Here is a 12307-nt window from a genome sequence, read left to right as displayed (position 1 = left end):
CTTGCCTGGTCAGACGGCCGAGGGTCCCTCTTGAGTGGCTCCGTAACCTGATCGGGTGGCCGAAACCGCTCAGCCGACCGTCACGCCTCCGTCGTCGCCTACGGGCGGTCCGCCGCGGCGCTATCTGAGCCGGGCCGCCCTCGCGCTGGCGCTCGTGGTCACCGGCGTCGTCCTGGTCGTCACGATCGGTATCCGGAACCCGGACGCCCCGGCCGCGCCCCCGCCGGCGCAACCGGCGCTGGCCATCCCGGAGCAGCGGCCGCAGCCGGGCGCCGAGTCGCCGCGCGCCGGGCTCGCCGCGCCGGTCGACCGGCCGGCGGTGTCCGACCAGGCCGAGCTGGACGCGTGGGCGAAGCGCGTCGCGGACAAGACGCACCTCCCGGGGCGCGTGCTCGCCGCGTACGGGCGGGCGGAGATGTGGATGCAGCGGCAGAAGCCGACGTGCCACCTGTCGTGGGCGACGCTCGCGGGCATCGGCCGGGTCGAGGCCGGGCGCGGGGACTTCGACCTTTCGGCGATCGGCGCGGACGGCCGCGTCGCGAAGCCGGTGGTCGGCCCGCCGCTGGACGGCTCGCCCGGCGTCCCGGCGGTGCACGACACCGACGGCGGCAAGCTCGACGGCGACAAGTCGTGGGACCACGCGATCGGGCCGCTGCAGTTCCTGCCGTCGACGTGGAAGAAGTACCAGGAGCGAGCCAACGGCGACGGCGGCACCCCGGACCCGCAGAACGTGGACGACGCGTCGTTCACGGCGGCGCGCTACCTGTGTTCGGGCGGCGACGACCTGGGCACCCCGGCGGGCTGGTGGCGCGCGATCTTGTTCTACAACTCGGGAGTCGCGTACGGCCAGGACGTCTTCAGCGCGGCGGACGCCTACGCGGAGGCGAGCGTCGCGCCGTGAGTCAGAGCTCCCGGTCGGCGAACAGCGGCGTGACGGCCATGAGCACCAGCAGCAGCAAGCCGGCGTAAGCACCCAGCGTGGCGAAGATCGACATTTCCGGTTCCTCCCTGATTCGGTCTGGAACCAGCTTCGCCGGAAGAGGGGGTGCCGCGGATCGGCCGAGGGGCCCGGCCCGATCGGCCGAAAGTCTGATCTCCGCCGGGCCGAACGGCCCTGGTGGCCGGATCGATCAGGATTCGCGCAGCGCGATGTGCGCTTTGACCTCGCTGATCGCCTCGAGGTACTCCGGCACCGGGTTCATCGCCGACGCCATCCGCATCTGGGCCAGCGCCTCGACGAACCGGCCGAGCCGCTGCAGGGTGCGGCCGAGGATGAACCGGGCGTAGTGGTCCGTCGGGTCCAGCTCCAGCACCCGGGTGAACGCCTGCTCGGCGCGCCGCAGCTGGGCGGAGTGGAAGTACGCGCGCCCGGCCAGGAGGTGGACCGACGGCTTGTCCGTCTCCGATTCCAACAGGGGCTGCAACGCCTTCAACGCGTCCAGCGGACGGCGGCGGGTGACGAGATCTTCGGCCTGGCGGAAGGCATGGAACCGCGACTCTTCGGGAGGCTGCGAAGCAGCTGCGGCGTCCGTCATGGTCATCCCACGTTACCAATCCGGCCAAAAGGAGGCCAACCCTTCGGGCGGCGCGTGATCGCTGCTACGGAGCCATTCGGCCGTGACTGTGGCCGGATCGGCGACCATCGGCGCAGTACCGCGCACACGCCTCCGGACGGGACGTGATGGACTGTGCCGCCATGAGCAGCCCGTACCGGGGCCTGGCGCCCTACCTGTACTACTCCGACGCCACGGCGGCGCTCGCCTGGCTGACCAGGGTCTTCGGGTTCACCGAGGAGGTCCGGTTCTGCGACGGCGCCGGCGAGGTCTTCCAGGCGACCCTGTGCGCGGGCGCCGCGCGGATCCAGATCGCCGGCGTCGGGCCGGACTACTGGCAGGCCAAGGGCGTGGACGGGCCGGTCGGCCAGCTCAACATCCTCTACGTCGAGGACGTCGACGACGCCTACGCGCGGATCGCGGCGGCGATCGGCGACGAGGGCGAGCTCGACCCGCCGCAGGACCAGCCCTACGGCGCGCGGGTGTTCACCGTCGCCGATCTCGGCGGCAACAGCTGGACGTTCTGGCAGCAGACGTCCGAGACCGTGGAGCTGCCGCCGGGCTGGCAGGCGATCCGCGCGGGCGGTGAGTCCTCCAACGGGTGAACCCGGGTGACGGCTAGGCTGGGCGCGTTACCGCAGGCACGACGCACCGAGGAGCATGGCGTGGCTCTCATCGAGCAGGTAGGCGCGCGCGAGATTCTGGACTCGCGTGGCAACCCGACCGTCGAGGTGGAGGTGGCCCTCGACGACGGCACCCTGGCGCGGGCCGCGGTCCCGTCGGGAGCGTCCACCGGCGAACACGAGGCTGTCGAGCTCCGTGACGGCGACACCGGCCGCTACAACGGCAAGGGCGTGGAGCGCGCGGTCGCCGCGGTGCTCGACGAGATCGGCCCCGAGATGGTCGGCATCGAAGCCGTCGACCAGCGGATCGTCGACCAGAAGCTGGTCGACCTCGACGGCACGCCGGCGAAGTCCCGCCTCGGCGCGAACGCCATCCTCGGCGTCTCGCTGGCCGTCGCGAAGGCCGCCGCAGAGTCGGCCGAGCTGGAGCTGTTCCGCTACCTGGGCGGGCCGAACGCGCACGTGCTGCCCGTGCCGATGCTGAACATCCTCAACGGGGGTTCGCACGCGGACAGCAACGTCGACGTCCAGGAGTTCATGATCGCGCCGATCGGCGCGGAGACCTTCCGCGAGGCCCTGCGCTGGGGCGCCGAGGTCTACCACTCGCTGAAGTCGGTGCTGAAGGGCCGCGGCCTGTCGACCGGTCTCGGCGACGAAGGCGGCTTCGCGCCGAACCTGGCGAACAACCGCGAGGCGCTCGACCTGATCCTGCAGGCCATCGAGAAGGCCGGCTACACCCCGGGCCGCGACGTCGCGCTCGCGCTGGACGTCGCCGCGACGGAGTTCTTCGCCGACGGCGCGTACACCTTCGAGGGCAGCAAGAAGAGCGCGGAGCAGATGTCCGCGTACTACGCCGAGCTGATCCGCGACTACCCGATGGTCTCCATCGAGGACCCGCTGAGCGAGGACGACTGGGACGGCTGGGTCACCCTGACCGCCGAGATCGGCGAGAAGGTCCAGATCGTCGGCGACGACCTGTTCGTCACCAACCCGGACCGCCTCGAGGAGGGCATCACCCGCCGCGCCGCCAACGCGCTGCTGGTGAAGGTCAACCAGATCGGCACCCTGTCCGAGACGCTCGACGCGATCTCGCTGGCGACCTCGTTCGGCTACAAGTCGATGATGAGCCACCGCTCCGGCGAGACCGAGGACACGTTCATCGCGGACCTGGCGGTCGCCACCGGCGTCGGCCAGATCAAGACCGGTGCCCCGGCCCGCGGCGAGCGGATCGCCAAGTACAACCAGCTGCTGCGCATCGAGGAGACCCTCGGTGACGCCGCCCGGTACGCCGGCGAGCTGGCCTTCCCGCGGTTCAGCGCCGAGGGCTGATCGCCGATGGCGGACCGGGGGAGGACGACGCGCAACCGCCGAGGCGGCGGCGGGGCGACGCGGGCCAACCGGCCCGCGCCGGCCCGTCGTCCCGAGGCGGTGCGCCGCCGCACCGGCGACGTGGAGACGACCCGGACCCGGCTGCGCCGGAGCCTGGCGGCGAAGCGCGCGTCCGGTGCGGCGAAGGTGCTCGGCATGTCCACCACCCGCCGCGCGGCGGTGGTGGCGATCGTGGTGTGCGCGCTGGCGTTCACCATCGCCGTGCCCCTGCGCACGTACCTCGCCCAGCGGACCGAGATCCGCGAACAGCAGGCGCAGCAGGCGCAGCTGCAGCAGACGGTCGCCCAGCTCGAGGGCCGCAAGGCGGAGCTGAGCGACCCGGCGCAGATCGAGGCCGAGGCCCGGCGCCGGCTGCGGTACGTCAAGCCGGGCGAGACGCCGTACATCGTCCAGCTGCCCGAGGACAAGGCCCCGGACGCGGCCCCGCAGCCGGGACAGCAGCAGGTCCCGGACGGCTCCTGGTACGAGAACCTCTGGAACCAGGTCTCCGGCGGCTGAACTAACCTGGACCGCGTGAACAGCACGCAGCAGCACCGGTTCGAGCCCGTCACCGACGCCGACCGCGAGGTCATCGCGGAGCAGCTCGGACGGCCGCCGCGAGCGCTGCGGGCGGTGGCCGCGCGGTGCCCGAGCGGCCACCCTTCGGTGGTGCAGACCAGCCCGCGGCTGGAGAACGGCACGCCGTTCCCGACGCTCTACTACCTGACCTGCCCGAAGCTGAACTCGATGATCGGCACCATCGAGGCGTCCGGGATCATGAAGGAGATGACCGAGCGGCTCTCCACCGATCCCGAGCTCGCCGCGCACTACCAGCGCACCCACGAGACCTACCTCGCCGAGCGCGACGCGATCGAGCCGCTCGGCCACCAGGTCACCGCCGGCGGGATGCCCGGCCGCGTCAAGTGCCTGCACGTGCACGTCGCCCACTCGCTGGCGGTCGGACCGGGCGTCAATCCGTTCGGTGACGAGACGCTGGAGCTGCTTAAGGCGAACGGGTGGCCGACGGGAGACTGTGCCGAGTAACGCTCGCGCCGCGTAAACAGATAACTGGGCTGGGTGAGCGAAAACCCCCGTCCGGCGAGATCCAGACTCCCGAAGGGGTGAAACCGTGCCCCGGGTACGGCAGGCTGTCACCCGAGGGTGGGTGACCGATCCGGCCAGGAGGGCTTCGAGCTATGCGCGTGCGGCGACTGCCTGACGCAGTCGGGAGCCACACCCGAAGATTCGGGATCCGCCACCGCACGGCGTACCCCCTGATCACCGGCATCCTGGCCGTGATCCCGGCGTTGCTGGCCGGCGGCGTCACGCTCGGCTGGCTCGGCGGCACCGGTGACCACACCCGCGACGCCGCGCTCGGCCAGGGCTACGACCCCGGGCACGCCGCCATCCAGCAGATCGCCGTCGACGGCACCCTCCCCGGCGCGCCCACCCCGCTGCCGCTCCCGGCCTACGAGCTCCCCGACGGCCCCCTCGGCATCCCCGCCAGCGCGCTCGCCGCGTACAAGAACGCCGCCGGCATCCTCGGCCACGAGCAGGCCGCGTGCCACATCGACTGGGCCCTGATCGCCAGCATCGGCCGGATCGAGTCCAACCACGCGCGCGGCGGCTACGTCGACGCGAACGGCACCACCCGCGAGCCGATCCTCGGCCCGGAGCTCAACGGCCAGGGCGCGTTCGCCGCGATCCCGGACACCGATCACGGCGAGCTCGACACGGACCCGGTATGGGACCGTGCGGTCGGCCCGACCCAGTTCATCCCGGCGACCTGGCGCGCGTACGCCTCCGACGGCAACGGCGACGGCAAGTCCGACCCCAACAACATCTTCGACGCGGCACTGGCCACCGGCCGCTACCTCTGCTCCGGCGGCTTCGACCTGGCGAACCCGGACCAGCTGCGCGGCGCGATCTACCGCTACAACAACTCCGACACGTACGTGAACACCGTGATCCTGTGGGCCGAGGCCTACCGCAACGGGATCATGCAGGTGCCGGACAGCACGGTCCCGATCGGCGCCCCGAACGCGGCGGCCGGCCCGCCCGCGCCGTCGGTACCGCCGCCCCCGGTCCCGACGACGACGCCGACCAGCGCGCCACCGACGACCGGTACTTCGAAGCCGCCGCCGACGACGACCACCCCGCCGCCGTCGTGCACGAAGCCGCCGACGACGACACCCACGACGACGACGGTCATCAGCACGACGACCACCCCGCCGCCGACGACGACCCCGCCGACCACGACCACCACGCCGGAGTCGACAACCACACCGCCGCCCCCGACCTGCGGTCAGACGGCCACCTCGGTCACGACCACCACCACGACCACGACCGTCGGGACGACAACACCCGCCGGTTAGGGTGATCGCATGCCTCGTGTTGCCGCGATCGACTGTGGGACCAACTCCATCCGCCTGCTCGTCGCCGAGCTGACGCCGCGCCACGACGGCACGGTCGACCTGCGCGACCTGCACCGCGAGATGCGGATCGTCCGGCTCGGCCAGGGTGTCGACGCCACCGGCGAACTCGCGCCCGAGGCGCTCGAACGCACCCGCGCCGCGCTCGCCGACTACACGGTCGCCGCCCGGCGCAAGGGCGTCGAGAAGGTGCGGATGGTCGCCACCTCCGCCACCCGCGACGCGAAGAACCGCGACGACTTCTTCCGCATGACGCGCGAGACCCTCGGCGTCGAGGCCGAGGTGATCAGCGGCGACGAGGAAGCCCGGCTGTCCTTCACCGGCGCGGTCGGGGAGCAGGACCCGGACGACGGCCCGTTCGTCGTGGCCGACGTCGGCGGCGGCTCGACCGAGCTCGTCCTCGGCACCTGGGACGGCAGGCAGGCCGACGTGATCGCGGCGAAGTCCGTCGACATCGGCTGCGTCCGGATCACCGAGCGCGCGCTGAAGAGCGACCCGCCGACCGCCGAGGAGATCGCCGCCGCCCGCGACCTGGCCGGCAAGGTCCTGACCGAGGCGTTCGACGTCGTCGACGTGGCCCGCGCGAAGACGTGGGTGGGCGTCGCCGGCACGGTGACCACGCTCTCGGCGATCGCGCTCGGACTGCCGGAGTACGACAGCGACCGCGTCCACCTGTCGAAGCTCGGCCCCGCGGACATCGACCGGCTCGCGACGAAGCTGCTGGCCGAGAACCACGCCACCCGCGCGGCGAACCCGGTGATCCACCCGGGCCGCGTCGACGTGATCGCCGGCGGCGCGGTGGTGGTCCAGACCCTCGCCGAGCAGCTCGCGGCCCGCGGCGGCCCGACCGAGCTGGTGGTCAGCGAGCACGACATCCTGGACGGCATCGCCCTCTCGCTCGCCTGATCCGGTTCGGACGGACGCGCCGGTTTTCCGGTTCCGGCCAGGAGAGGGGCTTGACAACCACCCCACCGGCCCGTTCGGACATCCGAAAGAGGTTGTGCCGCAACGGGAATCGAACACGAACCCACCGTGAGCGCGTGATGACCACCTGTCCGCGCTACGCCGTCCGGAGTACCCGGTTTCCTACCTTGGTTGTGCTCCAACCAGGTGGTCCCGACGGTCGTCACTGATTTGCAACACCGCAGTCCTGTGATCAGCTTCATCGCCCCCGATAGCGTGCGTCTCACCTTTCGGACAGACGGAGATGGAGGGGACATGCGTCGTTCGCGCAGGTTCTGGGGACCCACGGTGGTGATGACCTCGCTGGCGCTCGCGCTCGCCGCTTGCGGCGGCGGTTCGGGCAGCTCCGCGGGCGCCGGCGAGACGAACCCGGACGGCACGGTCAGCGTCTACGGCACCGAGCCGCAGAACGCGCTGGTCCCGACCAACATCAACGACCTCGGCGGCACCAAGGCGATCCAGGTCATGTTCGCGACGCTGGTCGGCTTCAAGGGGGCGGACGCCAAGCCGTTCAACCTGATGGCCGACTCGATCACGACGACAGACTCCAAGGTCTACGACATCAAGATCAAGCAGGGCTGGAAGTTCCACGACGGCACCGAGGTGAAGGCGCACAACTTCATCGACGCCTGGAACTACGGCGCCTACGCCCCGAACGGGCAGCTCAACACCGACTTCTACTCGAACATCCAGGGGTACAAGGACGTCCACCCCGCGGACGAGAACGCCAAGCCGGCCACCGACAAGATGTCCGGCCTGGTGCAGAAGGGCGACTACGAGTTCCAGGTGACGCTCGACGCGCCGTTCTCGGTGTTCGACATCAAGGTCGGCTACCAGGCGTTCGCGCCGCTGCCCGACGCGTTCTTCAAGGACCCCAAGGGTTTCGAGCAGCACCCGATCGGCAACGGCCCGATGAAGTTCGTCTCGCGGACGCCGAACCAGGACATCAAGCTCACCCGCAACGACGACTACAAGGGTGACGACAAGGTCCACTTCAAGGACCTCGACATCAAGATCTACTCCAGCCAGGAGACCGCCTACCAGGACCTGCTGAGCGGGCGGCTCGACTTCATGGAGGCGCTGCCGCCGTCGGCGGTCGCGGGCGGCAAGTACAAGGCCGACCTGGGCGATCGCCTGGTGACCGGCAACCTGCTCGGCGTCAGCACCATCGCCGTGCCGTACTACGTGCCGGGCTACGACAACCTCGAGCTGCGCAAGGCCATCTCGATGTCGATCGACCGCGCGCAGATCACCAAGACCGTCATGAACGACACCTACGTCCCGCTGGACGGGTACGTCGCCCAGGGCATCACCGGTGCCCGCTCCGGCGTCTGCCAGTTCTGCAAGTTCGACCCGGCGGCGGCCAAGGAGGCCTTCGCGAAGTCCGGCTTCAAGGGCAAGCTGACCATCGCGTCCAACGCGGACGGCGGCCGCAAGGAACCGCTGGTCGCGGCGTGCAACAGCATCAAGAACACCCTCGGCGTCGAATGCGACTTCGTGCCGGCCACCGACTTCGGCCAGTGGCGCAGCATCGTCACCGGCAAGAAGCTGACCGGGATGGGCCGCTCCGACTGGTCCGCGGACTACCCGTCCATCGAGGACTTCCTCAACCCGATCTACAAGACCGGCGGCTCCTCGAACGACTCGAACTACTCGAACCCGCAGGTCGACGCGCTCCTCGCGCAGGCGGACGCCACCGCCGACAAGGACGCCGCGGTCAAGCTGTACCAGCAGGCCGAGGACCTGATCGCGAAGGACCTGCCGTCGATCCCGACGTGGGACGAGAAGGGCGTCGCGGCGAAGTCGAAGAACCTCAAGTCCGCGGCCCTGGACTTCCGGCGCATGCCGGACTACCCGTCCATCGAGGTCCTGAAGAAGTAGTGGTGCCGCGCTGATCTGCCGCAACCACCACCACGGCGTCGTGGGCGGGAGCACCTTCCCGCCCACGACGCCCGGCGCGCACTAGGAACTCGTCATGATCCGCTACGTCCTGCGACGGCTGCTCCAGCTGATCCCGGTGTTCTTCGGCACCACCTTCCTCATCTACGTCCTGGTCTGGGCCGTGCCCGGCGACCCGTTCTCGGGCAAGTGCGGCCAGACCGCCTGCCCGAAGGCCTACATCGCCCAGATGACGGAGAAGTTCAACCTCGACGACAACCTCTTCGTCCAGTACTTCAAGTACCTCGGGAGCCTGTTCACCGGCGACTGGGGCGAGACCTTCAACGGCACCTCGGTCGGCGAGCTGATCGCGACGTCGTACCCGATCACGCTGCGGCTGGCCGTGATCGCCGTGGTCATCGAGGCCCTCATCGGGCTCACCGCCGGCGTGCTGACCGGCTTGCGGGGCAAGGGTTTCCTCGACAACCTCGTCCTGGTCTCGACGACGTTCCTGATCTCGCTGCCGGTGTTCGTCACCGCGATCGTGCTGCAGCTCGCGCTGGGCAGCAACGGCCTCGGCCTGATCGAGGCCAGCGTGTCCGACAACCCCAGCGTCGGCGAGCTGATCGTGCCCGGCATCGCGCTGGGCAGCCTGTCCATGGCCTACGTCGCGAGGCTGTCGAGAACGAGCATCGCCGAAAACCGCCGCGCCGACTACGTCCGCACGGCCATCGCGAAGGGGCAGCCGCAGAGCCGCGTCGTCGGCGTCCACCTGCTGCGCAACTCGGTGATCCCGGTGCTCACGTTCCTCGGCACCGACCTGGGTGCCCTGATGGGCGGCGCGATCGTCACCGAAGGCGTGTTCAACATCAACGGCCTCGGCGGGCTCATCTTCCGCGGCATCCAGAACCGGGAGAGCGCGACCGTCGTCGGCGTGGTCGTCCTGCTGGTGCTGGTGTACCTGCTGATGAGCCTGATCGTCGACCTGCTCTACGCCGTTCTCGACCCGAGGATCCGCTATGACTGACCCGAACCTGGTGGGTGGCGGCGGGGCCGACGCGGCCGAGCTGTCCCGCATCGACGACTCCGGCAGCGGCCCGCAGAAACCCCGCAGCCTCTGGAACGACGCGTGGCGCCAGCTGCGGCGCAAACCGGCGTTCGTCATCTCGGCCGTGATCATCCTGCTGATCGTGCTGATCGCCATCGCGCCCGGCCTGTTCAGCTCGCGGGAAGCGGGGTTCAGCGACCTCACCCACGCCAACGAGGGCCCGTCCGCGGACGCCTGGTTCGGCTACGACAACCAGGGCTACGACGTCTACGCCCGCACCATCTACGGCGCCCGCGCGTCCCTGCTGGTCGGCGTGTTCTCGACCCTGCTGACCGTCCTCTTCGGATCGCTCGTCGGCATCTTCGCCGGCTACTACGGGCGGTTCGTCGACAGCGTCCTGTCGCGCTTCGGCGACATCTTCGCGGGCCTGCCGTTCGTGCTCGGCGCGATCGTCATCCTGACGACGTTCAACGCACCCGGCTCGAACCCCGGCGCGGTCACGATCATCGTCCAGGTGGTCTGCTCCATCGCGGTGCTGAGCTGGCCGGTGGCCATGCGCATCATGCGCTCGGCGACGCTGGTGGCCAAGCAGCTCGACTACGTCAAGGCCGCGCGCGGCCTCGGCGCGAGCACGCCCCGGATCATCTTCCGGCACCTGCTGCCGAACACGGTCGCGCCGGTGCTGGTCTACGCGACCATCGCGCTCGGCGCGTTCATCGGCGCCGAGGCGACGCTGGCCTACCTCGGCATCGGCGTGCGCCCGCCGGTGATCTCGTGGGGCGTGATGATCAGCGACTCGCGGGACTACTTCCGCGTCGACCCGCACATGCTGCTGTTCCCCGGCGCCTTCGTCACCCTGACCGTGCTGGCCTTCGTGATGCTGGGTGACGGCATCCGCGACGCGCTCGATCCGAAGTCGAGGTAGATCCCCTTGTCCGACAACGAACTCCTGCTCGAAGTAGAGGATCTGCACGTCGAGTTCCGCACCTCCGACGGCGTGGCCAAGGTGCTCAACGGCGTCGGCTATTCGGTGCACGCCGGGGAGACCCTGGCGGTGCTGGGCGAGTCCGGCTCCGGCAAGAGCGTCACCGCGCAGACGGTGATGGGCATCCTCGACATGCCGCCCGGCGTGATCACCGCCGGCGCGGTGCGCTGGCGCGGCGAAGACCTGCTCACCGCGTCCGAGGAGCGCCGCCGCGAGGTGCGCGGCAGCGAGGTCGCGATGATCTTCCAGGACGCGCTGTCCGCGCTGAACCCCGTGTTCACCGTGGGGTTCCAGATCGAGGAGCAGCTGCGCGTCCGGCTCGGCATGTCCAAGAAGGACGCCCGGCGGCGCGCGATCGAGCTGCTCGACATCGTCCGCATCCCGGCCGCGGACCGGCGGATCCGGGACTACCCGCACCAGTTCTCCGGCGGCATGCGCCAGCGCGCGATGATCGCGATGTCCCTGGCGCTCGACCCGGACCTGCTCATCGCCGACGAGCCGACCACGGCGCTCGACGTCACCGTCCAGGCCCAGATCATGGACCTGCTCGCCGAGATCCAGGCCGAACGCAAGATGGGGCTCGTGCTCATCACCCACGACCTGGGCGTCGTCGCCGAGGTCGCCGACCGGATCGCGGTGATGTACGCGGGCCGGATCGTCGAGCAGGCCGACGTCGTCGAGCTGTTCCGCGCGCCGGCGCACCCTTACACCGCGGCGCTGATGGATTCGCTGCCCCGGCTCGACCTCAAGGGACAGACGCTGGAAACCATCAAGGGACTGCCGCCGAGCCTGCTCGACATCCCGCCGGGCTGCCCGTTCCACCCGCGCTGCAAGCGCGCCGAAGCCCGGTGTTCCGAAGAAGTCCCGGCCCCGCACGGCATCGGCTTCGGCCGCACCAGCGCGTGCCACTTCGCCGAAGAGGTGGTGAACTCCCGTGCCTGATCCGATCCTGTCCGTCACCGACCTCCAGAAGTACTTCCCAGTCCGCACCGGCATCCTGTTCAAGCGCACGATCGGCCAGGTCAAGGCGGTCGACGGCGTCTCGTTCGACCTGATGCCGGGCGAGACGCTCGGCGTCGTCGGCGAGTCCGGCTGCGGCAAGTCGACGCTCGCCCAGGTGCTGATGCGCCTCGAGGAGCCGACCGGCGGCAGCGCGAAGTTCGAAGGCCGCGACATCTTCGCGATGCGCGGCACCGAACTGCGGAAGCTGCGACGCGAGATCCAGATCGTGCTGCAGGACCCGTACACGTCGCTGAACCCGCGGATGACCGTCGGCGACATCGTCGGCGAGCCGTTCGAGATCCACTCCGACGTGGCGCCCAAGGGATCGCGCGCGAAGAAGGTGCAGGAGCTGCTGGAGGTCGTCGGGCTCAACCCCGAGCACCTCAACCGCTACCCGCACCAGTTCTCCGGCGGCCAGCGCCAGCGCATCGGCATCGCGCGGGCGCTCGCCCTGC

General features: G+C 70.2%; 13 protein-coding genes. 12 read left to right on the top strand and 1 reads right to left on the bottom strand.

Annotation, left to right across the window (positions count from 1 at the left end; all coding sequences use genetic code 11):
- The first annotated feature begins 154 nt into the window (after nucleotides 1-154).
- Entirely contained in the window at nucleotides 155-901 is a 747-nt protein-coding gene (locus ABZ342_RS19905) for a murein transglycosylase (RefSeq protein ID WP_360475112.1), read from the top strand.
- 229 nt (nucleotides 902-1130) lie between these two features.
- On the opposite strand, the gene ABZ342_RS19900 is transcribed toward ABZ342_RS19905, so the two are convergent.
- The gene (locus tag ABZ342_RS19900) at nucleotides 1131-1535 is read right to left on the bottom strand and encodes a tetratricopeptide repeat protein (protein ID WP_196425151.1); all 405 of its coding nucleotides are present in this window, start codon (nucleotides 1533-1535) and stop codon (nucleotides 1131-1133) included.
- Nucleotides 1536-1696: 161 nt separating this feature from the next.
- Here ABZ342_RS19900 and ABZ342_RS19895 point away from each other — a divergent pair, with 161 nt between their 5' ends.
- From ABZ342_RS19895 to ABZ342_RS19845, 11 genes are all read left to right on the top strand, one after another.
- The gene (locus tag ABZ342_RS19895) at nucleotides 1697-2158 is read left to right on the top strand and encodes a VOC family protein (protein WP_155540933.1); all 462 of its coding nucleotides are present in this window, start codon (nucleotides 1697-1699) and stop codon (nucleotides 2156-2158) included.
- A 60-nt stretch (nucleotides 2159-2218) separates the two neighbouring features.
- Nucleotides 2219-3505 (top strand): phosphopyruvate hydratase, encoded by a 1287-nt coding sequence (gene eno / locus ABZ342_RS19890; RefSeq protein WP_155540934.1) that lies wholly within the window; start codon nucleotides 2219-2221, stop codon nucleotides 3503-3505.
- Nucleotides 3506-3511: 6 nt separating this feature from the next.
- Nucleotides 3512-4063: a septum formation initiator family protein gene (locus ABZ342_RS19885; RefSeq protein ID WP_230862309.1), complete on the top strand. Its 552-nt coding sequence runs from the start codon at nucleotides 3512-3514 to the stop codon at nucleotides 4061-4063.
- Between the two features lie 15 nt (nucleotides 4064-4078).
- The gene (locus ABZ342_RS19880; RefSeq protein ID WP_360474839.1) at nucleotides 4079-4588 is read left to right on the top strand and encodes a DUF501 domain-containing protein; all 510 of its coding nucleotides are present in this window, start codon (nucleotides 4079-4081) and stop codon (nucleotides 4586-4588) included.
- Nucleotides 4589-4740: 152 nt separating this feature from the next.
- A complete protein-coding gene (locus ABZ342_RS19875) occupies nucleotides 4741-5919 on the top strand; it encodes a lytic murein transglycosylase (RefSeq protein WP_360474836.1) in 1179 nt (392 codons plus the stop codon).
- Between the two features lie 9 nt (nucleotides 5920-5928).
- Nucleotides 5929-6882 (top strand): Ppx/GppA phosphatase family protein, encoded by a 954-nt coding sequence (locus ABZ342_RS19870; RefSeq protein WP_155540937.1) that lies wholly within the window; start codon nucleotides 5929-5931, stop codon nucleotides 6880-6882.
- A 312-nt stretch (nucleotides 6883-7194) separates the two neighbouring features.
- A complete protein-coding gene (locus ABZ342_RS19865; RefSeq protein WP_155540938.1) occupies nucleotides 7195-8820 on the top strand; it encodes an ABC transporter substrate-binding protein in 1626 nt (541 codons plus the stop codon).
- A gap of 94 nt (nucleotides 8821-8914) precedes the next feature.
- A complete protein-coding gene (locus ABZ342_RS19860; protein ID WP_360474832.1) occupies nucleotides 8915-9844 on the top strand; it encodes an ABC transporter permease in 930 nt (309 codons plus the stop codon).
- Nucleotides 9837-10790 (top strand): ABC transporter permease, encoded by a 954-nt coding sequence (locus ABZ342_RS19855; RefSeq protein ID WP_360474829.1) that lies wholly within the window; start codon nucleotides 9837-9839, stop codon nucleotides 10788-10790. Before ABZ342_RS19860 ends, ABZ342_RS19855 begins: the two co-directional genes overlap by 8 nt.
- Before the next feature lie 6 nt (nucleotides 10791-10796).
- The gene (locus tag ABZ342_RS19850) at nucleotides 10797-11792 is read left to right on the top strand and encodes an ABC transporter ATP-binding protein (RefSeq protein WP_360474826.1); all 996 of its coding nucleotides are present in this window, start codon (nucleotides 10797-10799) and stop codon (nucleotides 11790-11792) included.
- A partial coding sequence (locus ABZ342_RS19845) for a dipeptide/oligopeptide/nickel ABC transporter ATP-binding protein (protein WP_360474823.1) occupies nucleotides 11785-12307 on the top strand: 523 nt, incomplete at its 3' end. The genes ABZ342_RS19850 and ABZ342_RS19845, both read left to right, overlap by 8 nt.

Origin of the sequence: Amycolatopsis sp. NPDC005961 (assembly GCF_040629235.1) — a bacterium.
In the GTDB taxonomy this organism is placed as follows: domain Bacteria; phylum Actinomycetota; class Actinomycetes; order Mycobacteriales; family Pseudonocardiaceae; genus Amycolatopsis; species Amycolatopsis camponoti.
This window is presented reverse-complemented; position numbering and strand designations above follow the sequence as displayed.